Genomic DNA, 21,492 nt, shown 5'->3' on the forward strand with positions numbered 1-21,492 from the left:
TGGGGCCCAGGTCGTTCGTCCAGCAGGGCGCTCCACCTGGGCCCCAGAAGCCTGCCCCGCTATCACTCCGTGTGGGTCGACGGCAGACGGGATGACAGCAGGGGCACGTGGTGGCTGATGCCCCTCAAGGGACGCGCCTAGACCCTCAGGCGCATCGCGTCCAGGGCGTCCTTTTTTTACACCATCGTGTGAATGATGGCCCGCACCTGCCGTGTTCGTCGTATGCCTTCTACGAATTTCGGCAAAGTCCCAGCAAATAGAAAATCGGGATGAATGGCACTCAAAGTAGATATCCCCCGACTGTGGCACTTAGGTTGTCAGGGGTGTGTGCTAAGAGCGTCATGCGCATGGATGTTTCCGCTGGTCGCTGCACGTCGTTCCGGATCATGTTCCGCAATGAAGTGGAGTACTTGCTCCACCAAGTGCATGCCGGAGAGCTGCAAGCTCACATTGCGTCGCCCCAGGCCGGAGGCGCCACCATGGTTCCCGTCACGACAAAAGCCCACCCCGGCTGCACGGCTTGCGGCATGCACAGTCGGGGTGGGCCCGGAAGCCTTGGAGGCTCAATGATGAGTGTGTCCCCTGGTACCCAGGCTCTGTCAAACCCTGTTCCCAGCAAATGGGCGATCACAGTGATCGTGATTGTTCTGGTGCTTTCTCCAGCCGTCTCGAATGTCGTTGCTGCGTACGCAAATGCCATCGCCCTCGTGACCACCCTCGCTGGCGCCGACTCAGCAGCCGCGTACCGAAACCACAGGAACCGTGTATGACTTGGCGCAGCCTTGACGCGGCTGGCATGACTGCCACTGACCAATCTCCGTAGCGCCGCGGATCACAGAGCGACCGTGCCCCTCCCGTGCCCGTTCGGTGGGGGAACAACGGGGGTCAACGGTCGCCAACGGACAGCGCACGCACGAACGACCCCTGACCGTTCTTGCTGGTCAGGGGTCGTTCACATGCGGTGGGTGTGGGATTTGAACCCACGGTGACTCGCGCCACGACGGTTTTCAAGACCGTCGCGATATCGCTCCCGGTGTTGCCTCTGACCTGCACCTACTGTTCGATGCGGCAGATTCACGGGCACGCTGGCCCACAGCGCGGCTCAGCACGCCCCGATGCCCACTGTTGGGTTCCAACCAACGAGCGCTTGACCACTGCCTTGTAAGCTCGCCCAGCGGTTACCGCTTACCGTCCGGGCTCAGGACTCAGCGCCCCTCCTCGGTTCCTCGCGACTGCCACAGTCCACCCCCGTTGATGTCAGTTGTAGATGTCAGCGGCGGTCACCACCAAGGCCGCTTCTTCTTCCGAAGCTCCCGCTTCTTCGCCTTGGCTTCCCTCTCCTTGCGGTCTGCCACCCCGCGGGCTGTCCACTCGCCCTGATGTTGGTAGCACTGGCCACTGTTCATGATGGCCGGCCTCGTACACCGGCCACCGCCCTTCGTCGCAGCTCCACACCTCGGCTGGGTCACTCGCCCTAACCTCCTCCCAAGCACGCAGACGGACGCCCGCAGTGTCTCGTAGGCGGCATAGGCGATGAAGACGCGCGCGGAAGCACGGCAGGGCACACGGCTCCGGAGGGCCCGTGCGTCCTGCGTGTTTCACCAGATCAGGGGCTCAGAACCCAGTTGAGTGGCCGTGCCCGTCCATGAATAGGCCGTATTCCTCGAATGGCGGTCTCGGTCATCCCCCCGGTGATGTGTGGGGGCAGGGGTGCCGTTGGTGGTAGCCGCTGGGCACGCTGGCACCAACGGTGGCCCAAGACGCGTTGCGCTACAGTCCGCTGGCCGAGGGAGTGGCTGTCGGAGAGGGGGTCGGGGGGTGGATTACGGCTGCGCAGTACCGGGCCTTCAGCTCGGCAATCTGGTCGCGCCAGGGTTCATCCATGTCATTGACCTTCAGCAACTGCGGCTTCGCGATCCATGGGGTCCGGTTGATGATCGCCCTACCTGCAATATGCATCGCTGCCCCAATATCGCTGCCTAGATTCAACGCCTCAGTGATCTGCTTTGCTTGCCGAGGTGGCTGCTCGATGTCCCTCAGGCTGCCCATGAACCCCTGGATTGTGTTGCCTGCCTCTTCATATTGATGTCCGGCCGCTGCGATGGCCTCAACGTCCGCAGGCTGTCCAGCCACGGCATTATCAACGAGCTTCGACAAAGCAGCTCGGGCATCGTCGTACACCGTGACGGCTGGTCCGGCTTCCTTCTCACAGACCGAGCTCGCCTTGGTCCTCCACTCCGCCATTGTGATCGGCGGGTCAGGCGTCGGCCTGAAGGCGAAGTACAGGGCGATGATGCCCGCGATCGCTCCGAGGGCACTGAGCCACCAACCGACGTGCCCCTTGATCCGGGCGGTGAGAGCTTGTGGCGGCGGATTCTCCTCGTCCATGGCCGATCCCTCCAGCTCCCTGGGCGTTGCCGTCAGTCTCGCACCGTAGGCACGACCTGGCTCGCTCCTGTAGCGGTTGGTGGCGTCACGCGCCAGGAACCACTTCTCCCGCGGGCCAATCCTCGCGCTGCGTAATCCCCGAGCTCAGTCCAGCCACAACTGACGCCCCGCCGCACTGACCTGCGGCTGAGCAATCGACCAACGTGCTGACCTGTGGCCCAGCCGCCACCAGTTGTCAGCATTGGTCACCAACGAGCGCCCTCCCACGGCCCCGAGACGGCCCCGGGAAGGCGCTCATTTGAGTACCTTCAATGGCCCTATGCCTCTTCGGGAGGCGATGGAATGACGATGTCCGGCTCTTCGCCGTCCCAGCGCCACCAGACGTCTGAGGGGTTTAGCCCCACCTTTGCTAGGACCCATCCAAGGTCAAGTGAACGCTGTGATACTTGTTCAAGTAGCTCTCTGTCGAACCCTTCTTGATCTGCGGCACCCTTAAGGGAGTCGCGGGCCTTAACAGCCGTCTCGGGTAGTAGATGTGCGGCGTAGATCGGAGACTCACGATTGTGGGCGATCGCGCCCTGGAGCTCATCGGTACGTTCATCGATATGTTTTAGCGTATGATTCAAGCCGTCCATACGATCATGCAGCGCATAAAGCTCCCCGCCGGGAAATTTGGCATGGTGAACCTTCATGATCCATGCGTCAATCGCAGGTCGGAAAATAAGGAACGCCATTGCTGTGAGCAGAATTACGGTGACGGGCCATTTGAGTGCGTTAGCCCAATCAATCGCGGCGGAAAGGAACATAGTTCCAGGGTCTCCGTGCTCACACATGATCGCCACCTGAGTCGCAGCGACCCATCAGGCGTTGACTCGGATCGGGACTGCAGTGGGTCAGCTGATAACTGCCTGTACCCACCACGGTCCCGGGCTCCCATCCCGTCTGCCGTCGACCGCCGCTTTGGCGGCGGAAGCGCCCTTGACGAGGTGGGGAAAATTTCTGCCGCTCGCCGTTCCCTCGCCAAGGCCGCGAGCGGCACGTCAGCACCCACAAGGCGCTCCCGTAGCCCGGGGACGGCTGCACAGCAGCGACATACCGCAACCACAGCAACCGCCCCGGTCCGCCACCGTCTCTCCGGGGCCTCGTAGCGGCCGGTATGACCATCGCTGACCGGTCTGGCTAGAGCTACGGACCAGAAGGTGGTCAACAGCAGGGCCCCTGACCAGCGTTTCAGTCAGGGGCCCTGCTTGTTCGACGATGGCAAGGCCCACCAGGAGGGGGATCTACTCCTCCCGGTCGCCCTTGCCGCCTCCCCTTCCGTCGGAGGGGAGTACCGCGACGACCGCGGCAGCGACTCCCAAGGCCGTGCCGGCGGCCGGCACGATCAAGGCGAGTCCGAACGCGACGGTCCCGACCGCGGCGAGCGCCACCATCTTGCGGCCGGGGCGGCGACGCCGCTCGCCATCCGGCTGGGTTCGTCGTACTTTCATATGGACGCCTCCTGGAGTGATGAACGAGGTGTTTTCAAGGGCGGCCCCCGGTGCAACGGGTGGCCGCCTGCTCCATGTGCAGGGGCCGCGGCCGCGTTCTCGATCTAGGCCGTCAAGCGCCCCGTGAGGCCCTAGCCGGCACAGCTTCTTCGCGGTTCGCGTCGAACCGACATGCCCCCTCCCTCCGGTGCCCCTCCCCCCTACCAGTGGGTGATGTCCGATTTGGATGCTAATTTTACGGGTCGGATTCGCGTATCTGATTCCTGTACCGTGCGAGCAGAGTACACTACGATGAGGGTTAGTAGTTCAGAGCTAATAAATAAGGAGAGCTACACATGGAGGAGGTGACCGTCGCGGACCCAGCAAGCACCACGGCCTGGGGGCTCGAACCCGGCGACACGATCGAGCGCAAGCGACTGCATGCCGAATACGGCGGACGCACGCAGGGGGGCATCGGCCCATCGGCGAAGACGCCGAACGTCATGGTCTTCACGGACCCGATCGCCGGCGAGAAGCACGGCTACTACGACGGGTGGATGCCGGACAGGCTCTTCCACTACAGCGGTGAGGGGCAGTACGGCGACCAGCGGATGCTGTCCGGCAACGCCAGCATCTTGAACCACCGGGCCGAGGGCCGCGCGCTGCGCGTCTTCCAGGGGGCCCGCGGAACGGTCACCTACCTTGGCGAGTTCGAGGCTGACGGCTGGTACGAGGCCGACGCTCCGGAGACCGGCGACGGGCCCCTCCGCAAGGTGATTGTCTTCAAGCTCCGCCCCGTGGACACCGCCCCGCAGCAGTCGGAGACGAAGCTCGGTCGAGTGCTACGGAGCCAGCCAGAGACGGTCCTGCACGTAGACATTGAGCAGCAAGAGACCGAGACGGCCTTCGTCAACCCAAGTCGCGAGCCTTACGAAGCAGAGCGGCGGGAAGCCAAGCTCGTCCAACAGTTCAGCGACTACCTCAGGTCGAGGGGGCAGCGGGTTCATCGACACCGGATCCTGCCTGCGGGCGAAACCCGCCCCTTGCTGACCGACCTCTACGCTCCGGAACTCGGCTTGCTTGTCGAGGCGAAGGGAAGCGTCACTCGCGAGAACGTGCGCATGGCCATCGGCCAGCTAGCCGACTACAGCCGGTTCGTAGAACCGACCACGTGCGCGATTCTTCTGCCGTCCGAGCCCCGCAAGGACCTGATCGACCTCGCAACGAGCCAGCAGTGCGTAGTCCTGTGGCCGGCCGGCAAGTCGTTTGAGGGCAGCCGCTCGGACGTACTGCCGTAGGGGATCACCTGAGCTGCCTGCCGGGATTGTGCATCACTGCAGTGAGGTAACAACATCATTGATGCCGGCAGGCGACTGGGGCCAGCAGGCCGCGGCCAGCGGAGCTACCCCGCGTGCCATACACGTGCCAGGTAGGGCGGATAACCGCGGTCAACACCAGGGACCCAGCAGCACAAAGGCCCCGCTCCCTACGCCTGTTTGTGCAGGTCATAGGTGTTGCGAGGCCTTGAGGATCGGTGATTCCCAAGCTTATAGCGCGGGTTCGATTCCCGTCATCCGCTCTTGAGAGAAGGCCCAGGTCAGTGACCTGGGCCTTCTTTGCTGTCTAGAGCTTTCAGAGGTGACCGCACCCTCCGCGCGCCACGAGGGGCCCCTCATCACAGCGAGTTGGGGCCAAGCGGCCGAATTCCTGACGTCCGGCAACACGGGGCGCCGGGCGGGCGAAACGTCCTGGCCCACGAGGGCGCTGGTGCCCATGGTCGCCGCCGTCGCGACCAGGCTGATCGCCTCCGTGCGCGCGTCGATGCCGGGATCGGCCAGGTCCGAGGCCTGGGCCTGTTCGAGCAGGACGGTCAGGGCGTTCTCCGCGGGCTCGGGGTCACGGACAAGATCGAGTAGGAGCTGTAGAGGAGATGGAAGGTCCGGCTCTCGTTGGTCGGCGGTCTCGGGCCGCCTTGCCGGGCTGGCTCTGGCGTCCGCGTGCCACATTGACGCCTACCCGACGGTATTCGCCCGAGGCTCTCGCGGGCCGCGGAACGGCAGCGTCCGGCTGAGGACGAGGTTGGTGGTCGTGCTCCCGAACTGGGCCAGCGCGTCGACGATCTCCTCCAGGTGGGCCATCGACCTGGTCGTCACCTTCAGGACGTAGCAGTCGTCCCCCGTGGTGCGCAGGCACTCCAGGACCTCCGAGCGCTCCTCGAGCAGCCGGCGCAACGGCTCGTGCCGGGTCCCCGGCCCTGGATATTTCAGCCGAACCACCGCCAGTACCGGGTAGCCGGTCCGTTCCAGGTCCACCTCCGCCCGGTACCCCGCGATCACCCCGGCCGCCTCCAACCGCCGCACCCGCTCCTTCGTCGCCGACGCGCTCAGGTTCACCCGCCGTGCCAGCTCCGTGAACGCCATCCGACCGTCCCGTTGGAGTTCGGCCAGGATCGCCCAGTCCGTCGCATCAAGACTCTCGGTCATCCGCCCAGAATACCGGCGGATCCACGGTCGAAACGCCTCTGAACAGGCGGGAATTACTTCTGGAGGACCGTACGGCGTGGCTAGGCTCGGCGTTGTGAAGATCGGAGTCAACGTCCTCAATTTCGGCCCCGGCACCGACCCGGGAGTCCTTCGAAGCTGGGCCCAGACCGTCGAGGGCCTGGGCTTCGACCTGCTCATGGCCTCGGACCACGTCGCCATCACGCCCGACGTCGCCGAGCGCTATCCGGCACCCTTCTACGAGCCCTTCACCACCTTGTCCTGGCTGGCCGGCCTCACCACCCGGGTCCGGCTCGGCACGACGGTCCTCATCGCTCCCTACCGGCACCCGCTGCTCACCGCCCGGATGGCAGCCAACCTGGATGAACTGAGCGGGGGTCGGCTGGTCCTCGGCGTGGGAGTGGGCTGGGCGCGGCAGGAGTTCGCCGCCCTCGGGATCCCGTTCGAACGGCGTGGACGACTGACCGACGACCACCTGCGGGACATGCGGACGGCCTGGGCGGACACCGCCTCCTATGGAAACCGCAGGATCCCGGTGTGGGTCGGCGGCAACAGCGACGCGGGGCTGCGCCGAGCCGTGCGACTCGGGGACGCATGGCATCCGCTGCGCTGCACCATGCCGTGGCTGCGCGAAGCCGCGGAAAGACTGAGGACGTCGGCAGACGAGCAACACCTCCCCGTGCCCGCCCTGGCCCCCCGCATCGCTCTCAAACTGACTGCGGCACCAGTCAGCGGACCGCAACGACTCGCTGGCGAGGGCACGATCGACCAAATCATGGACGACCTCGACCAACTGCGGCTGCTGGGTGCCGATGCCGTCGTCCTCGACCCTTACGACGGCGACCCCCGCAAGACCTGCCACCCGCAGGCGGTTTGGCAGGCACTCGCCACGGTGGCCGCGCACTTCTACCCACCCCGCACCAGAACGGAGCAGTCATGACCACACCCGACGACCACGCCTTCCTCCGGCGGGCCATCGCGCTCGCGGCCAAGGCACGCGCGGGCGGTGACCCGCCGTTCGGGTCGCTGTTGTCGGGACCGGACGGGGCGGTTCTGGCAGAGGAGCACAACACGACCCTCACAGACAGGGACATCACCGCGCACCCGGAACTGAAGCTGGCGAGATGGGCCGCAAGGGAGCTGGACGCGGCCACGGCAGCGGAAACCACGATGTACACCAGCTGCCAGCCGTGCGGGATGTGCGAGGCGGTCATCCAACAGGCGGGCCTGCGGCGGGTGGTGTTCGCTCTGTCCAACGAACAGCTCCTGGACATCAGACCGGGCAGCGGCCGGCCGCCCGTGCCGCAGGACGGCCCCGCGCTGCTAGACGAGGTGCGAGCCGTGATCGAGGGGTACTACCGCTGACCGTCTGGCATCGCGGCCATCTCCCGGCTCCTCCGTCGAGGCTGCTGGAGCTGTCTGGCTCGGCACGTATGTCGAGATGGCGGCAGCGGCACCGCGGCCGTCGAGTTCACGTCGCCGGCCGACCTGGTCGGGCTCTTCCGGTTCCGTGCGCCGGCGGACGGCCCTACCGGGCCAACGTCCTTCTCTTCTCGAGCCGCCTCAATGTCGACCTGGCTCGCGAGGACTTCCGCGAGGAGCGCGCCGAGGGCGAGCTGGGCTGGGACAAGGACACGCAGGAGGACCTGCTCGGCCTCGGCGAGGAAGCCTTCCCCCCGCTTCCGGCCGCCCACCCCCGGCAAGAGCATCGCCGCGCAGGTCGCCTTCCGCCGCAGCAACATGGTGCGAATGGTCTCGACTGAAGTTCGCGCGGCGTTCAGGGCCGGGGCTCCCCAACTCGCTGGAATGCCCTGTCCAGATGGCTCTTCACGCGCCACTTTTACCGCAGTGGCGCGATGCCGTCTCGAAACGCGAGACGCAATTCGCGTGCCCCGCGCCACGAGCCCGCTCGGATTCGCCCGTTCGCACCCTGTAACGCGGACGATCAACCACCCCGCCCGCGCGCCCCAGTTCGCGAGACCTCGCTGCCGCACCCTGCAGCCGACGGCGAGCACTTAAAAACGCTGTGCTCGGCGTGAATCAATATCTGTCACCGCGACCTGAGAATTTAACGGATCATGCGGGGAGAGTTTCTACCGCCACGCGGCAGCCGGAAATATTCAACGCACACAAGCCGCTGCAGCGTGCTACTGTCGATCTCGGTTGCAGTTTTGGTACCCAAGGCTTCAAGCGCCTCCAGTCGGACTTCGGGCCGCAAGAAGCGCTTTGTATTTCCCGGTCAAATTCCGGGCGGGGCATCATCGCGGCGACACGGCGTCCGCACAGTGCAGACGTTGATGTATTGCCCCAAAGGAGATTTGACATGGCTGCTGGTACCGTCAAGTGGTTCAACGCGGAAAAGGGTTTCGGCTTCATCGAGCAGGACGGTGGCGGCGCTGACGTGTTCGCCCACTACTCGAACATCGCCGCCCAGGGCTTCCGCGAGCTGAACGAGGGCCAGAAGGTCACCTTCGACATCGCGCAGGGCCAGAAGGGCCCGACGGCCGAGAACATCGTTCCCGCCTGACGCTGACACACATTCTGCAGCTGGGGCCCGCATCCCTCGGGGTGCGGGCCCCAGCTGCATGCATTTCCCGCGGTGCGTCCACCCGCGGCATCAAGCATTGAGAGATCCGGCCGACTGGCCCTCTCGGAGCTGCATCCGATTTCGCTTCTTGGTCGTCGCGTCCACATGACGCCACCTTATTTCAGCGTCTGAGCCCGAACAGATTTCTGTCCGCCAGATCCGCTATCGCATTCCATTCGGCCCGTTCTCGCAATTCCGTGCGCCGCTCCTACGCTGCGGGAATTCCTTGATACGTGCCGTATCAAGGAAGGTTCCGCATGAACCCCACACGTACGAACGAGCGCTCTTCTCGCACCCGCGGCCGCACCGGCGGCCCCGCTTTCGGCACCGGCGCCGGTTCGGGGCGGGGCAGCCGCTTCGGCTCGTCGACCCCGAGCCGCTCCGGCGGTCCGAGCCGTTCCGGAGCTCCGAGCCGCTCGGGCGGCTACGGCCGCCGGCCCGCCGCGATCCAGGGCGAGTTCGCACCGCCGAAGACGATCACCCCCGCGCTGCCCGCCGTCGAGGCCTTCGCCGACCTCGCCATGCCGGCCCAGCTGCTCACCACGCTCACCCGTGAGGGCATGGCCACACCGTTCCCGATCCAGGCCGCGACACTGCCCAACACCCTCGCGGGCCGCGACGTACTCGGCCGCGGCCGCACCGGTTCCGGCAAGACCCTGGCCTTCGGCCTCGCGCTGCTGGCCCGTACGGCAGGCCAGAGCGCCGAGCCGGGCCAGCCGCTCGCGCTGGTCCTCGTACCGACGCGAGAGCTCGCCCAGCAGGTCACCGCCGCGCTCACCCCTTACGCCCGGGCGGTCAAGCTGCGCCTGGCCACCGTGGTCGGCGGCATGCCGATCCACCGCCAGGCCGGTGCGCTGCGCGCCGGAGCCGAAGTGGTCGTCGCCACTCCCGGACGCCTCAAGGACCTCATCGACCGCGGCGACTGCCGCCTGAACCAGGTCGCCATCACCGTCCTCGACGAGGCCGACCAGATGGCCGACATGGGCTTCATGCCGCAGGTCACCGCCCTCCTCGACCAGGTACGTCCCGAGGGCCAGCGGATGCTGTTCTCCGCCACCCTCGACCGCAACGTCGACCTGCTGGTCCGCCGCTACCTGACCGACCCGGTCGTGCACTCCGTCGACCCCTCGCAGGGCGCGGTGACCACGATGGAGCACCACGTCCTGCACGTCCACGGGGCCGACAAACAGCGGACGACGACGGAGATCGCTGCCCGCGACGGCCGGGTGATCATGTTCCTGGACACCAAGCACGCCGTGGACCGCCTCACCCAGGACCTCCTCGACAGCGGGGTCCGCGCTGCGGCCCTGCACGGCGGAAAGTCCCAGCCGCAGCGGACCCGGACCCTGGCCCAGTTCAAGACCGGACACGTCACCGTGCTGGTCGCCACCAACGTGGCGGCGCGCGGCATCCACGTCGACAACCTGGACCTCGTCGTCAACGTCGACCCGCCCACCGACCCCAAGGACTACCTCCACCGCGGCGGCCGCACCGCCCGCGCCGGTGAGTCCGGCAGCGTCGTCACCCTCGTCACCCCCAACCAGCGCCGCGAGATGGCCCGCTTGATGCAGGCCGCGGGCATCACCCCGCAGACCACCCAGGTCCGCTCGGGCGACGAGGCCCTGAACCGCATCACCGGTGCTCAGGCACCCTCCGGCATCCCGGTCACCATCACCGCACCGGTGTCCGAGCGCCCCAAGCGCAGCACGGCCTCCCGCGGTCGACGCGGGCCCATGGCGGCTGCCCGGCGCGCGAGCCTGCGACAGACCGCCTTCGACGCGGCGGCCTGAGAACCACGCGATCAGGACACTGACCCACCTCTGCAGGAGGCACCTTTTGACGCTGGTCCAGATGCAGCCCCGCGCGGCGCATTCCGATGCCCATGCCGACCTCGTCCACCGGACGGTGGACGACGCCATGGAAGCGGCCGGTCCACAGGTTTGCGACGACATGACCGTCGAGGTGGCCCTGGCCGTCATGGCCAGCGCCCGCGCGGACCATCTGCTCGTCTGCGACGAGGACGGCCTGTGCACCGGGCTGATCACCCATGCCCAGCTCACCACCGTCCGCGACAGCGCGGCGTACACGGACCGGACCCGTCTGCGCGATGTCCTCGGCGACCGCGGGCCGTTCACCTCGCCCACGACGACGATGGCCGAGGCCGATCACGCGACGCGATACCGCAGGGTCACCGCCCTGCCCGTCGTGGACGAACGAGGCAGCGCCCTGGGCGTCCTCGCCCTCAGCCACTGAACCACCGCACCGTGGTCGGACCGTTCCCCCTTCACCCTGTGAGGCATCCATGCGCTGTGTCATCGCCCGTTTCCCGTTCGACCTGACCAAAAGCGGTGTCCTGGAATCGATGAAGGGCATCAAGCCCGAGCAGGTCATCGGCGAGTCAGTGACCATCGGCCGCCGCACCTACCCCGTCAAGCAGGTCGGCCAGGTCATCACCCGCCAGGACCGCCGCGACTTCAGCGCCGGCGAAGTCCTCCGCGCCATGACCCAGCTCGGGTTCACCTGCCGCGGCCTTCCCCAGGCCGCAGCGCCCACGCGTGTCCTCAGCCCGCTCGAGAAGGCGGCCGCGATGCTCGGGCACCCCGTCACCGTCTGACCGACGGGACCGGCGCGAGCCGACACGGACACAGCGACGAGGGCCCGACCGGCACGTGCCGGTCGGGCCCTCCTGCGTTCCGACGGCTTGCTCTACGCGGTGCAGGGTCAGTGGTCGGAGTAGCTGAAGTCGCCCACGGTCCAGGCACTGACATCCGCGATCGAGACTCGATACATCCCACCCGTCTCCGGGATCCCCACCGTGCCCTGGAGGATGCGGGCCACATGGAAGTGCAGATGGGTCGGCGGCCCGTCCCGGCGGGTCGTGGCGGTGAAGATGGCGGAGAACTCGGCCAGGCGGGCCGAGTCCGTCAGGACCTCCGACACCCGCTGCCTCCACACGGCTTCGGGGGCCAGCCGACCGGTGATGACAGCGCCGCTGGTGACCACGGTCAGGGACATCTGGTTGCTCTGCCCGGACTCCACGAGAGTGGCGACATCAACGAGCAGCTGGTCAGGCTTCGACATGAGAGCCGATTCTATTCACCGCCTTTCCGCCCGCTCCAGCGGTCGCGCTACAGGGCGAGAAGGGCACTCACCGTCTTCCCGCCGGAGGCCCGACGGGTGACCGCGGTCGCTCGGGCGTGTCTGTTGACCACGGGCCAGCCGAACCCCCGGTGCCACCGTCCATGTCAGGGGTGCGCATGCGCGGCACGTGCGGGCTGGGATCGTGGACGGCCACCTCGAGCGCCTGACCTGCAATGCAGGCTGCTCACGGCATGCTAGGCCGACCGCGAGCGTCTAGCTGTCCTCAGCGCACCGGAAAATCTATGTCGGCCGGAGTAGACATTGAGCTGTGGCGTGGTTATGGTTTCTCTCGTAACGCAGAGAGACCGCAGGGCCTGGCAGAGACGAACTGCCGGGCAGCAGTACCCGCAGTTGCAGTGCGCAGCACGGTGCGGTGGTGGAGTTCCGAAGCCAGAGCGGTTGCAGGACGGCGACGGGGCTGACGACCGGACCGGGTGGCCCGCAGTGATCAGGGGCCGCCACAAGCAGTGCCGCAGTTAACGCAGTGGCAGTACCCGTAGTAAGCGCAGTTGGCAGTACCAGCAGTGAAGTCAGTGAGCAGCACCTCGGTGAAGGCGTCGGCTGCGGGCGCGCGCACCGGGAAGTTCGGCAGTGGGGTTCTAAGCCAGAGCAGATGCAGGATGGGCAACGGGGCTGGCTGCCGAAGAGTGGCGCTGGGTGAGGTCACTGAGCAGTTCGCAGGAGGAGCAGTACCAGCAGTTCGCAGTCTCCGTTTGATAAGTAGTTGATCATCGAGGGAAGAACGGAGGAGCAGAGCACCATCAGGATCGCCCGGGCGGAAGCCTGAGCCCGGGTACCGCAGGACATCGATAGTGAGGTGGTCTCCGGTCAAGCAACCGCGATCCCCGCAATCCCGGCAGCATCTTGGCCGGGTCTGCGGACACAGAAGGCCGGCGCAGGACCAGGGCCGGCGGATGGTGTAGTAGTTCCTTCGGGGCCCTGGTGCCATATGGCACCAGGGCCCCTCCACGCGTTCCATGAGAGAGGTTCAATGACAGCAGACGACTCGTTCGGCCGTCTCGACGACGACGACTACCCCGCCTACACGATGGGCCGGGCCGCCGAGATGCTCGGCACCACCCAGGGCTTCCTCCGCGCCATCGGCGAAGCCCGCCTCATCACCCCGCTCCGCTCCGAGGGCGGTCACCGCCGCTACTCCCGCTACCAGCTGCGCATCGCCGCCCGCGCCCGGGAACTCGTCGACCAGGGCACCCCCATCGAGGCCGCCTGCCGCATCATCATCCTTGAGGACCAGCTCGAAGAAGCGCAGCGCATCAACGCCGAATACCGCCGCGCCGCCGAATCGTCCGGTCCGTCGGCCTCGGCCTGAGGTGAGTGTGCCCATCGCATCGGTGGGCCGCGTCCAGGGGGCGGCATCGCGCCACCGCCCGGTTTCGACCGTCACCGTCCGATCGTGGTTGCGAGCTGGTTCGGAGGACCGTGGCGTCGTCCTGGAGACGGCCGCCGTGGGCGCGCAGCACCTCCGCAACCAGGGCCCGGGAGGCCTCGCGGGGGTGGAGAGCGCCCGTGCGAACGATCAGGGAGGGCAGGTCGGCCTCCACAGCGCGCCGCTCGAGCATGCCGTCGGTAAGCATGACAAGCCGGTCACCCGGCTGCAGGTCCAACCGCTGCACCCGATAGGCGGCACGAAGGTGGACACCGAACGGTAGATCCACTTCGGGAGCGATCTCCTCGACCCTCCCCGTCGAGCAGGCTGACGTGCAGCAGCTGCCCGGTGACGACGCCCCGCGTGCCGTTGTCGATGACTGCCTGGTTGGCCTCGCGAGCCTGCCCCTCGAGCTCGGCGCCGGCACGTCCGGCCCTGCGGAGGGCACCCACGGCCCCGGTGGCGAGGAGCGCGGCTTCCACGTCGTGTCCTATGGCACCGGTGACGGAGAGCTGCATGGTGTCCCGATCGACGCCCCAGTCGAAGGTGTCGCCACCGACGTGCGTCGCCGGTTCCAGTGCTCCGGCGACCGTGAACCGGGCCGCCTCACATGCCGGCGAGAAGCCGACGGGCAACCCGTGGGCCCCGCGGGGCCGGGCGGGCGCGCATCAGGACATCGTCGTGGTCGGACTTGGCGGACCCGGTATTCCGCGGCACCCGCCGGGACCGTGACCGCCGGGACCGTGACCACCGCGATCTGCCGTTCGGCGGTGTCCCGGTCGGCGGCGGTCAGCCCGCCGTCGCGGTGGTAGACACGGAACCACCGTGCGGCGTCTACCTGTTCACGCTGTTCACACCGTTTGCCCTGTTGGCCCCGCCTGGTCCATTTCGGGGCCCCGCCGCCTGAACTCGGACCGGTGGCCCCGAAGGTCCGCCCGGTTGCATCCAATGTCCCGTCTCCGACGCACCGTTCCGTCACACCGACGCAGGAGATCCCTCCTCCCCCCCGGGCATCCCGTACTTCCCCGGGAGCAACGCTGAGCGTCGCCGGCAGGGAGGGGGCCTACGTCCATCCGCCTCGGCATGAAAGGCCGTGTCCGCGGCCATGGCCTCGGGGCGGCGGGAACGTAAACGTGTCCGAGCGACCTCCCCCACCTGCCCGAACACCGCCTCCGGTGGCAGGCCTGCTGCGGCCGGGGGCCACCGCGTATCCGGTACCGGGGCTCGTGCACTCCTTTGCTGCATGTGCAGGGCTGCGCCCGCAAACGATCACGACTTGGGGCGCGCCGACTGTCGGCGCAGGACGAGCGCGGCAGCGGTGAGTCGGACGACGCGAGCGGACAATCGTGCACGCTCGCTTCGAAAGGCGTCGCGCCCGACCCCCACGGCCAGACCGGCGCGCTCACTGGGCAGTTGGTCCGGGAACAGGCGAATGGCGGTTCCCTCACTGGCCGGCAGTGGTCGATCCAGGCCGCCGGCGGGGCGGCATCCCGGTGCAGCCGGTCCCGCGACCCGCACGGTCGCCTCCTCTTAGAGCAGGGCCCTCCGTGGCTGGACGACCTGCCGTCGAGATCCTCCGGCGCCGGCGCTCCGACTGCGCCATACCCCGGCCGATCCTGCCGCAGGTCCACGACCCCAGGAGCGGCCGACTACCCGAACACGACAGCGAGTTCGCCTTCGCACCCCGCTGAAGCACCCCGCCTAGGCCAACGGAATAACAAACGCAACCATCGAAATTTGGCTTGATCATGCCGTCATTTGACCAAAACTAAAGAAATGATGAAGATCATCTCCGGCTGCGTGCCGATGACGGCACGCAGTGCACAGACTCCACCGGGGAAGGTGGAGCAATCGGGAGGGAACCCCCATGCGTACTCGCATGAAGTCGGCCGTGGTGACGGCCTCACTCGCAGCAGGACTCATCGGCGCACTCGCGCCGAACGCCTTCGCCGCGTACACGCAGGTCAAGAACTTCTCCTTCACCGACGAGGGCGTGGGTGCGGAGACCGGCCGCTGGTCGGCCCCGGGCAACAGCCAGGCCGCGACGCAGGACGGGTGCGCCACGAGCAACGGCGCTCAGGGCCGGGTCGGCTACGACTTCAAGATCGACAAGTCCTGGCAGCCCGACCAGTGGGTCGCCTGGCGTGACTGGTCCTGCGACAACGGCACGTTCTGGAAGGAGTTCAACAACGCCCCCGCCGGCAGCTACTACATGCAGATCGCGAACGCTCCGGCCTTCATCCACTCGTCGGGTCGCGTCGTCTACAACTGGAAGTAATCTCAGACGATGAGCGTCCTTTCCTGTCACGAAGTGACCAAGAGCTTCCGGAAGCACTCCGTGCTGGAAGGGGTCCATCTCAGCCTGGAGGCCGGCGAGATCGTCGGCCTCCTCGGGCTCAACGGCGCCGGCAAGACCACCCTGATGCGGGTGATCACCGGGCTGTCCACTCCCGACTCCGGTGAAGTGCGGCTGTTCGGGGAGTCCCTGCCGATGCGGCCGCGGCAGCTCGACCGGCTCGGAGCCGCGCTCGACGCGCCCGCCTTCCACCGGTGGTCCACCGGACGCGCCATGCTGCGCACCCTGCTCGACACCGCCGGGCTTCCCGACGGCGGGCGCATCGCCCGCACGCTCAACCGCGTCGGGCTCAGCGGAGCCGCCGACCGGCGGCTCGGGACGTACTCGCAGGGCATGCGGCAGCGGCTGGCCATCGCCGCGGCGCTGCTCAAGGGGCCCGATCTGCTGATCCTCGACGAGCCCACCAACGGGCTCGACCCCGAGGGACTGCGCATGGTGCGGCGGATCGTGGCCGAGGAGGCCGAGCGCGGGGCCGCCGTCCTCGTATCCAGCCACCAACTCGACGAGATCCAGCGGATCTGCCACCGCGTGATCATGCTCGCCCAGGGCCGCGTCGTCGCCGCCGGCACTCTCGACGCGCTCGGCTACGACCCGGAAAGCGGTCCGGCCGCCTTCGAGGACTGGTTCTTCGGGCTCGTCGGGAACGGCGACCGCCAGTGAACCCACTCGTCCGGGCTGAGACCCGGCGGCTGCTGCGGCACCCGCTCGCCCTCACCCTCGCCGTGCTGTTCGTCTTCGGCTCCCTCTACTGCGCGTGGGTGAGCCAGAACATGGCCTCGCACAACATCACGCAGGTGCAGGCCAACCTCGACTTCCTCCCCCGATCATGTGATTCCCCGCGGAACACCCCGCAGCAGAAGGCCGGGTGCCTCGCCGAAGTACCCCTGCAGGCTGCCGGGCTGGAGCGGATCCAGGACAGGTTCACCGCCGAAGGAGTCCGTGCCGCGCAAGCCCAGCACCCGGTGGGCTCGCTGCTGTGGACCATACGGCTGCTGACGTCCGTTCCGGGGCTCGCGCTGTTCGTCATGCTCGCGGCCTTCTCCGTCGCCGGCGAGTGGAGCCGGGGCAGCATCGTGCCGCTCCTCCTCTACGAGTCCCGCCTCAGCAGGCTGCTCGCCGCCAAGACCCTGGCCGTCTGGGCGTGGAGTTTGGTGCTGCTGTGCGTGTCGGCCGCCGTTACAGCCGCGTTCGGCCTGCTCTACGGCCGCAACGCCTACCCGCTGCCTTCGCCCGGCGCCCTCGGCACCGTCCTCGCCGACACCGCACTCGGCGTACTGGCCGGTGCAGCCGTGCTGGCCGGGGCCGCAGCCGTCGCGGTCGCCCTCGGCGCACTGCTGCGCCAGCCGATGCGCACCTTCCTCGCCGGGATGCTGCTGCTCGTCCTGGTGGTCCGCACGTCCGCCGCCCCGGGGCTGGGCGCCTGGCTCCCCGGCGGCGCGCTGGCCGACCTCGTCGGCTTCGGTTCGGTGGACGGGGTGTGGGACCACTTCTGGATCTCCACCGACCCCTCCACGGCCCCCGTCCTGCTCCGCGTCCTGCCGACCCTGGCCCTCATCGGCTTGCTCTGGCTCGGGCTGGACCGCCTCAACCGGACCCGGGACCGCGCCTGATGGCCGGCAACCGGCGGCGGCCGGCGCGCGGGGAGGGGACCGCCTGGGCCGGTGAGCTGCGAGCCCTGTGGACCGCTCCCGTATGGGGAGCGACCGCGGCTGTGATCCTGCTGGCCCTCGCGCTCGTCGGCCGGCTCTGGATGGCGGGAGCCTCGTACGGGGTGCTCGACCCCTCGGTGTCGGCGCTCACCTCGCTCCCGTCGGCGCTGCGAGCGGCGGCATGGCAGTTCGCGACCCTGCTGGGTCTCGTCCTCACGGGAGTGGTCGTCGCCACGGGGCTCGGCCAGACCCTGGAAGGCGGCACCTGGAGCGCCCTGCGCCTGTTCGAGAACCGGGTCGGGGTGCTGTGGGCCCGCAAGGCCGGCGCCGCACTCGCCCTGTCGCTCGCCAGCCAGATCGTCACCGGCGTGCTGCTGTGGCTGAGCACCTCGGCATACGCCCGGCTGTGGCCGGTGCGGCCCCGCGCGGTGCCCTCCGGGCTCGCCGGCGGGGGCGTCCACACGTCACCTCCCCTGCCCGCCGAGTCCGCGACCTGGGGCCAGGCCGCAGGCGCGATCGCCGCCGCCCTCCTCGTCCAACTCCTCTTCATCTCCTTGGCGGCCCTCGCCGCGGCCCTGCTGCGCAGCGTCATCGGGACCCTCGCGCTCGGGGTCGGTCCCCTGCTGGTGACCGCACCACTCGTGATGCTTCCGGCGGCGCCGTTCCTGCCGCACCGCTGGATCGCCGATCTGCTGAACCTGCCCCCCGAGGCCCAATACCAGCTCTACCTCTGGAATCAGGCCCCGCCCGATCCCGCACCCCTGACCGGGTGCCTCGCCCTCACCGGGGCCGCGGCCCTGGCCGGTGTGGCAGCCTGGGCCGCGCTGCGCTCCGAGCGCGCGCTACGGCCCGTTGACTGACACCGCGGCCAAGTGCGGCGCAGCCGCTGCCGTGCGCCGGCTTCTGCGAGATGAGGCGGGTCAAGCTCGCAGCCAGGCGCGCCGATGACGGGCGACGGCGTACACGCTCTCCACCTGCTGCGGGCTGAGTTTGCCGGTGAGGGGGCCGAGAGCCGCCACGTCCCGTTCCTGGTAGATCCGTACGGTGTACTGCGTCGCCGCACGATGGAGGGACGCGGCGCCGACGAAGACCAGGACCGGTTCGACCGGCACGTCGAAGTCGCAGTACCGCCCCAGCACCTTTCGCACGTAGTCGGCCTCAGCCTTGCTCGCAGCGGCGTACCGTTGCGGCGGCCCGCCGTTGACCTTGGCCATGGAGTCGCCGACCCAGACCGAAGCGCCCCGGTGAGTCTTGGTGTTGATGCTGAACACGCCCCCGGGGCCGATCACTAAGTGATCGATGTCGCCGCCGTTGCTCTTCTCGACTCCGTGGAGGATCCGCCAGCCGAGCGGGGACAGGCGGTGCAGTTCTCGACCGACCCGCCGCTCTCCCTCGAGCCCGGTGTACCAGTTGTCCCACTCCGAAGACTGCCGAAGCAGCTTCGCCCTCCACCGCTGGGCCGTCGACGGGCCTCGTTCGGCGATGGTCCCCAGCAGGCGGGCGCCTGGACGGTTCCGTGCCAGGTCATCACCGGGAGAGAGGGGCGGAAGGGACGCCGGCCGTTCGGCACGGTGATTCGGGGCTGCGGGGCCGGGCCGGCGAGGCCGCTGAGGGGGGCCTGAGGGGCGGGGTTCACGGGCAGGTGAGGGGGTGGGGGTGGGGGTGGGGCCGACGATGAGCCCGTCCCCGAGGTGCCGCCGGAGAAGGGCCAGAGCCTCGTCCTGGTGCGTCCGAATCTTGATCGTCACGGTCTTGGTCGCCCGATCCGCCCAGGCGACGGCCGTTCCGTCCGGCAGGTTCACATAGAGCCGATCCTTGCCGTGCCTCTTCCACGAATGCACCGTCAGATCGCTCATCAGCCGCCCCCCTGCGTGCCGTCCCCACACATATGCCAGCAGCTGGTGGCCAGGTCGGCAAGACCGCCGGGGACAGAGCGAGCCGTTACAGGTTTCCCTACCTCATCAAGCACCCGGCTCCGCTCGGGGCCAGGCTCCTGCCTTCGGCCCGCTCCGCCCCCGCTGCGCCGACGCCCGCCCCTGCAAGACGGGATGGGCCCAAGGGCATGAGTCGAGCCCTACGGGGGGGCCAGCTGTGCCCTCGCTCACCGACGTGTTCCTACTTCGTATCCACGCAGGGGCACTGACCGTGTTGGCCCCACCTATCTCCAGGAAGCTTCAAACCGCACCTTTTACAGCGCGAGTCGCCCTCATCCCTCCGGATATCGCGCGGCGGCAGCTTGGCCTTACCGCGTGGGCGCTCTACGGGATAAGACACGGCCGGATCCCCCCGTCCTCGTGCTATCGCCCCCCGTGGCTGGATGGCGATAGCGATGTCAGGCACGCCAAGTGTGGCAGGGGGATCGAGACCGAGCAGGCATACGAGCAAAGATGCCGAATTCCCACATGTGTGGCGCGGGTTCGATTCCCGCCATCCTCTCCTGAACGCAGGCCCAGTTCAGCGACCTGGGACTGTCTCCGCGCGGTGGGTCGGCTCATTCGTCGACGTCCTCGTCACCCGTTCCCGGAACCAAGCGGTCCAGCGGCTGAACTTCCTGGATCGTCGATGTCAACTGTGATCTCGAACCCCGCGGTTGACGTGAAGGTGGCCACGTTTCCGGACAGCCGGATCCGATCAAATGGATTGGATTCCGTGAAGAGGATCGCCCAGATGAGCGAACGGTCAGCAGTCAACCGCGCAATGAACCCCTCCGACCCGTACGAACCCTCGCCGCCCCACAGCAGCCCCTTGCTCCCCAGGTCTACTGCGACCAGCCCATCGACCGAAGAGACCCAAGAGGGATCGATCTCCAGCATTTCCTCGAGATCGAACGGGGCGAGCACCCTCATACCGCTCGGCGCGTCGGAGCCGAGGCCGACATCACAGGATCTCCCCTCCGCAAAATGCAGGGCATCTCTGATGGGAAGCCGAAAATCTTCCCATAGGCGTTCGATCATGGTCATTTTGGCTTTTACTTCCCCAAATCCATGGCGCGGGTTCGATTCCCGTCATCCGATCTTGAACGAAGCCCAGCTCAGCGACCTGGCGCCGTCGTTTGAGAGTGCCGGCCGCACGCGTCGGCGTCGATGGTGTCGGCGGCGTGCACCGGGGCCGGCCACGGGCGCTCCTCGAAGGCCCGGCCGACGTCGGGGCGGCGTAAGGGCTGGTGTGCGGGGCAGTCGGAACCGGGTAACGTCTTTGTCATGTTCTTCCAGGCGCCGATTTACGAGTGAGAGCGTGATGGGCCCCTGCTGACGTCCTTCGACGTCGCCGCCCGTCCCTCACCTACGAATCCGCAGATCACTTCACATCATTACCGGGAGAACCCGTGACCGTGAGCAAGAACATCAACAACCCCGTCGGCCAGGGCGGCGGCCAGCGCAAGAGGCTGTCCCGCGCCGAACGGCAGAACAACGGTCCGCACCGCAACCTCGACCGCCAGGGTGCGGCCGACGTGAAGGCGGAGCTGGTGCGCAAGATGCGCGAGAAGGCGGGAGCAGCCGAGGGCGCCGCGCAGGCGGGCGACGACACCGCCCAGAGCTGACGCCACCGCCGCCGCAGGGCTTCATGCGGGCGAAGGGCCCAGGTCAGCGACCTGGGCCTTCTTCATGGACCCGAACGACCCGCTGGCTCCCCACGTACCCCTTCGCCGTCCACCCCCCGGAGTACGTCGCGGAGCGTCTCCAGGAGATCGACCGGGACAGCGCCGAGAACCTGCTCCTGGCCCTCACGGACGACAAGTGCACCCTCTCCAGCCTGGAGCGCTTCACGGACAGCGAGAAGGCACTGCGGGCCATGGCACGCACGGTCCTCGCGCGCTACGGGGACGGGACCCGCTGTCACACCAACGTCAACAGGCCCGGCCACGCGCGCGGCACGCTCGACTTCACTTCGTCCGGCTGGGCGTACAGCCCGCTGAGCGTCTACTCGGAGGACTACGGCCTGATCGGCCAACGAGCGGGCCACCCACCGCCGGCTCGCCCCTCCGGGGCGGCTCTCTGAGCCCCCCGCCCCGGT

General features: G+C 67.8%; 22 protein-coding genes, 1 tRNA gene and 1 pseudogene. 14 read left to right on the forward strand and 10 right to left on the reverse strand.

Annotation, left to right across the window (positions count from 1 at the left end; translation table 11 throughout):
- Nucleotides 1-962: 962 nt before the first annotated feature.
- From ADK52_RS42050 to ADK52_RS42060, 4 genes are all read right to left on the reverse strand, one after another.
- A tRNA-Ser gene (locus tag ADK52_RS42050) sits at nt 963-1,032 on the reverse strand.
- Nucleotides 1,033-1,770: 738 nt separating this feature from the next.
- Complete coding sequence (locus ADK52_RS00005; RefSeq protein WP_053687729.1) at nt 1,771-2,388, reverse strand: hypothetical protein; 618 nt, start codon at nt 2,386-2,388, stop codon at nt 1,771-1,773.
- Nucleotides 2,389-2,705: 317 nt separating this feature from the next.
- On the reverse strand, nt 2,706-3,194 hold the full coding sequence (locus ADK52_RS42055) for a hypothetical protein (protein WP_159045817.1): 489 nt from the start codon (nt 3,192-3,194) through the stop codon (nt 2,706-2,708).
- 477 nt (nt 3,195-3,671) lie between these two features.
- Nucleotides 3,672-3,878 (reverse strand): hypothetical protein, encoded by a 207-nt coding sequence (locus ADK52_RS42060; protein WP_159045818.1) that lies wholly within the window; start codon nt 3,876-3,878, stop codon nt 3,672-3,674.
- 335 nt (nt 3,879-4,213) lie between these two features.
- Here ADK52_RS42060 and ADK52_RS00010 point away from each other — a divergent pair, with 335 nt between their 5' ends.
- Complete coding sequence (locus ADK52_RS00010) at nt 4,214-5,155, forward strand: hypothetical protein (RefSeq protein ID WP_053687730.1); 942 nt, start codon at nt 4,214-4,216, stop codon at nt 5,153-5,155.
- 714 nt (nt 5,156-5,869) lie between these two features.
- On the opposite strand, the gene ADK52_RS00020 is transcribed toward ADK52_RS00010, so the two are convergent.
- Entirely contained in the window at nt 5,870-6,340 is a 471-nt protein-coding gene (locus tag ADK52_RS00020) for an Lrp/AsnC family transcriptional regulator (protein ID WP_053687732.1), read from the reverse strand.
- A 94-nt stretch (nt 6,341-6,434) separates the two neighbouring features.
- On the opposite strand from ADK52_RS00020, the gene ADK52_RS00025 reads away from it, so the two are divergent.
- The 6 genes from ADK52_RS00025 to ADK52_RS00055 all read left to right on the forward strand — a co-directional run bounded on the left by ADK52_RS00025 (nt 6,435) and on the right by ADK52_RS00055 (nt 11,559).
- Nucleotides 6,435-7,298 carry an LLM class flavin-dependent oxidoreductase gene (locus tag ADK52_RS00025; RefSeq protein WP_053687733.1) on the forward strand — a complete coding sequence of 288 codons (864 nt, stop codon included), beginning with the start codon at nt 6,435-6,437 and terminating at the stop codon, nt 7,296-7,298.
- Complete coding sequence (locus ADK52_RS00030) at nt 7,295-7,723, forward strand: nucleoside deaminase (protein ID WP_053687734.1); 429 nt, start codon at nt 7,295-7,297, stop codon at nt 7,721-7,723. The genes ADK52_RS00025 and ADK52_RS00030 overlap by 4 nt, the downstream gene beginning before the upstream one ends.
- A 958-nt stretch (nt 7,724-8,681) precedes the next feature.
- Nucleotides 8,682-8,885, forward strand: a complete 204-nt coding sequence (locus tag ADK52_RS00040) for a cold-shock protein (RefSeq protein ID WP_008734853.1) — start codon at nt 8,682-8,684, stop codon at nt 8,883-8,885.
- Nucleotides 8,886-9,202: 317 nt separating this feature from the next.
- Nucleotides 9,203-10,735, forward strand: a complete 1,533-nt coding sequence (locus ADK52_RS00045) for a DEAD/DEAH box helicase (RefSeq protein ID WP_053687736.1) — start codon at nt 9,203-9,205, stop codon at nt 10,733-10,735.
- Nucleotides 10,736-10,781: 46 nt separating this feature from the next.
- Nucleotides 10,782-11,198 carry a CBS domain-containing protein gene (locus ADK52_RS00050; protein ID WP_053687737.1) on the forward strand — a complete coding sequence of 139 codons (417 nt, stop codon included), beginning with the start codon at nt 10,782-10,784 and terminating at the stop codon, nt 11,196-11,198.
- Nucleotides 11,199-11,247: 49 nt separating this feature from the next.
- Nucleotides 11,248-11,559: an SCO5918 family protein gene (locus ADK52_RS00055; protein WP_053687738.1), complete on the forward strand. Its 312-nt coding sequence runs from the start codon at nt 11,248-11,250 to the stop codon at nt 11,557-11,559.
- A gap of 107 nt (nt 11,560-11,666) precedes the next feature.
- On the opposite strand, the gene ADK52_RS00060 is transcribed toward ADK52_RS00055, so the two are convergent.
- Together ADK52_RS00060 and ADK52_RS43250 are read right to left on the reverse strand one after the other, a co-directional pair.
- On the reverse strand, nt 11,667-12,026 hold the full coding sequence (locus tag ADK52_RS00060) for a hypothetical protein (protein WP_053687739.1): 360 nt from the start codon (nt 12,024-12,026) through the stop codon (nt 11,667-11,669).
- Between the two features lie 47 nt (nt 12,027-12,073).
- Nucleotides 12,074-12,246, reverse strand: a pseudogene (locus ADK52_RS43250) (ATP-binding protein); the annotation flags it as partial.
- 831 nt (nt 12,247-13,077) lie between these two features.
- Here ADK52_RS43250 and ADK52_RS00065 point away from each other — a divergent pair.
- On the forward strand, nt 13,078-13,416 hold the full coding sequence (locus ADK52_RS00065; RefSeq protein ID WP_053687740.1) for a MerR family transcriptional regulator: 339 nt from the start codon (nt 13,078-13,080) through the stop codon (nt 13,414-13,416).
- Here ADK52_RS00065 and ADK52_RS44335 read toward each other — a convergent pair.
- Nucleotides 13,361-13,921, reverse strand: coding sequence for a SpoIIE family protein phosphatase (locus ADK52_RS44335; protein ID WP_324615863.1), 561 nt, complete (start codon nt 13,919-13,921; stop codon nt 13,361-13,363). The genes ADK52_RS00065 and ADK52_RS44335 overlap by 56 nt on opposite strands.
- A gap of 1,419 nt (nt 13,922-15,340) precedes the next feature.
- Here ADK52_RS44335 and ADK52_RS00075 point away from each other — a divergent pair.
- Genes ADK52_RS00075 through ADK52_RS00090 form a run of 4 tightly spaced genes read left to right on the forward strand, consistent with a single transcriptional unit; the run spans nt 15,341 to nt 18,338 of the window.
- Nucleotides 15,341-15,751: a hypothetical protein gene (locus ADK52_RS00075; protein ID WP_147420032.1), complete on the forward strand. Its 411-nt coding sequence runs from the start codon at nt 15,341-15,343 to the stop codon at nt 15,749-15,751.
- 9 nt (nt 15,752-15,760) lie between these two features.
- The gene (locus ADK52_RS00080) at nt 15,761-16,489 is read left to right on the forward strand and encodes an ABC transporter ATP-binding protein (RefSeq protein WP_078987741.1); all 729 of its coding nucleotides are present in this window, start codon (nt 15,761-15,763) and stop codon (nt 16,487-16,489) included.
- Nucleotides 16,486-17,439, forward strand: coding sequence for an ABC transporter permease subunit (locus ADK52_RS00085; RefSeq protein ID WP_053687743.1), 954 nt, complete (start codon nt 16,486-16,488; stop codon nt 17,437-17,439). The genes ADK52_RS00080 and ADK52_RS00085 overlap by 4 nt, the downstream gene beginning before the upstream one ends.
- Complete coding sequence (locus ADK52_RS00090) at nt 17,439-18,338, forward strand: hypothetical protein (RefSeq protein ID WP_053687744.1); 900 nt, start codon at nt 17,439-17,441, stop codon at nt 18,336-18,338. The genes ADK52_RS00085 and ADK52_RS00090 overlap by 1 nt, the downstream gene beginning before the upstream one ends.
- A 60-nt stretch (nt 18,339-18,398) precedes the next feature.
- On the opposite strand, the gene ADK52_RS00095 is transcribed toward ADK52_RS00090, so the two are convergent.
- Both ADK52_RS00095 and ADK52_RS00100 read right to left on the reverse strand, forming a co-directional pair.
- Complete coding sequence (locus ADK52_RS00095; protein ID WP_053687745.1) at nt 18,399-19,334, reverse strand: nuclease-related domain-containing protein; 936 nt, start codon at nt 19,332-19,334, stop codon at nt 18,399-18,401.
- Nucleotides 19,335-19,988: 654 nt separating this feature from the next.
- Nucleotides 19,989-20,438 (reverse strand): hypothetical protein, encoded by a 450-nt coding sequence (locus tag ADK52_RS00100; RefSeq protein WP_053687746.1) that lies wholly within the window; start codon nt 20,436-20,438, stop codon nt 19,989-19,991.
- Nucleotides 20,439-20,803: 365 nt separating this feature from the next.
- Here ADK52_RS00100 and ADK52_RS00105 point away from each other — a divergent pair, with 365 nt between their 5' ends.
- Together ADK52_RS00105 and ADK52_RS00110 are read left to right on the forward strand one after the other, a co-directional pair.
- On the forward strand, nt 20,804-21,019 hold the full coding sequence (locus tag ADK52_RS00105) for a DUF6243 family protein (RefSeq protein WP_053687747.1): 216 nt from the start codon (nt 20,804-20,806) through the stop codon (nt 21,017-21,019).
- 23 nt (nt 21,020-21,042) lie between these two features.
- On the forward strand, nt 21,043-21,477 hold the full coding sequence (locus ADK52_RS00110) for a hypothetical protein (protein WP_234343252.1): 435 nt from the start codon (nt 21,043-21,045) through the stop codon (nt 21,475-21,477).
- The last annotated feature ends 15 nt before the right edge of the window (nt 21,478-21,492 follow it).

Source organism: Streptomyces sp. WM6372 (assembly GCF_001279655.1).
Lineage (GTDB): Bacteria > Actinomycetota > Actinomycetes > Streptomycetales > Streptomycetaceae > Streptomyces.

Bases quoted from the DNA above. Each gene is read 5' to 3' on its own strand.
- ADK52_RS42060 (WP_159045818.1), bottom strand. From the start codon at position 3,878: ATGAAAGTACGACGAACCCAGCCGGATGGCGAGCGGCGTCGCCGCCCC.
- ADK52_RS00060 (WP_053687739.1), bottom strand. From the start codon at position 12,026: ATGTCGAAGCCTGACCAGCTGCTCGTTGATGTCGCCACTCTCGTGGAG.
- ADK52_RS00005 (WP_053687729.1), bottom strand. From the start codon at position 2,388: ATGGACGAGGAGAATCCGCCGCCACAAGCTCTCACCGCCCGGATCAAG.
- ADK52_RS00045 (WP_053687736.1), top strand. From the start codon at position 9,203: ATGAACCCCACACGTACGAACGAGCGCTCTTCTCGCACCCGCGGCCGC.
- ADK52_RS00010 (WP_053687730.1), top strand. From the start codon at position 4,214: ATGGAGGAGGTGACCGTCGCGGACCCAGCAAGCACCACGGCCTGGGGG.
- ADK52_RS00110 (WP_234343252.1), top strand. From the start codon at position 21,043: ATGCGGGCGAAGGGCCCAGGTCAGCGACCTGGGCCTTCTTCATGGACC.
- ADK52_RS00055 (WP_053687738.1), top strand. From the start codon at position 11,248: ATGCGCTGTGTCATCGCCCGTTTCCCGTTCGACCTGACCAAAAGCGGT.
- ADK52_RS00020 (WP_053687732.1), bottom strand. From the start codon at position 6,340: ATGACCGAGAGTCTTGATGCGACGGACTGGGCGATCCTGGCCGAACTC.
- ADK52_RS00030 (WP_053687734.1), top strand. From the start codon at position 7,295: ATGACCACACCCGACGACCACGCCTTCCTCCGGCGGGCCATCGCGCTC.
- ADK52_RS00100 (WP_053687746.1), bottom strand. From the start codon at position 20,438: ATGACCATGATCGAACGCCTATGGGAAGATTTTCGGCTTCCCATCAGA.
- ADK52_RS00090 (WP_053687744.1), top strand. From the start codon at position 17,439: ATGGCCGGCAACCGGCGGCGGCCGGCGCGCGGGGAGGGGACCGCCTGG.
- ADK52_RS00040 (WP_008734853.1), top strand. From the start codon at position 8,682: ATGGCTGCTGGTACCGTCAAGTGGTTCAACGCGGAAAAGGGTTTCGGC.
- ADK52_RS00080 (WP_078987741.1), top strand. From the start codon at position 15,761: ATGAGCGTCCTTTCCTGTCACGAAGTGACCAAGAGCTTCCGGAAGCAC.
- ADK52_RS00075 (WP_147420032.1), top strand. From the start codon at position 15,341: ATGCGTACTCGCATGAAGTCGGCCGTGGTGACGGCCTCACTCGCAGCA.
- ADK52_RS00095 (WP_053687745.1), bottom strand. From the start codon at position 19,334: ATGAGCGATCTGACGGTGCATTCGTGGAAGAGGCACGGCAAGGATCGG.
- ADK52_RS00065 (WP_053687740.1), top strand. From the start codon at position 13,078: ATGACAGCAGACGACTCGTTCGGCCGTCTCGACGACGACGACTACCCC.
- ADK52_RS42055 (WP_159045817.1), bottom strand. From the start codon at position 3,194: ATGTTCCTTTCCGCCGCGATTGATTGGGCTAACGCACTCAAATGGCCC.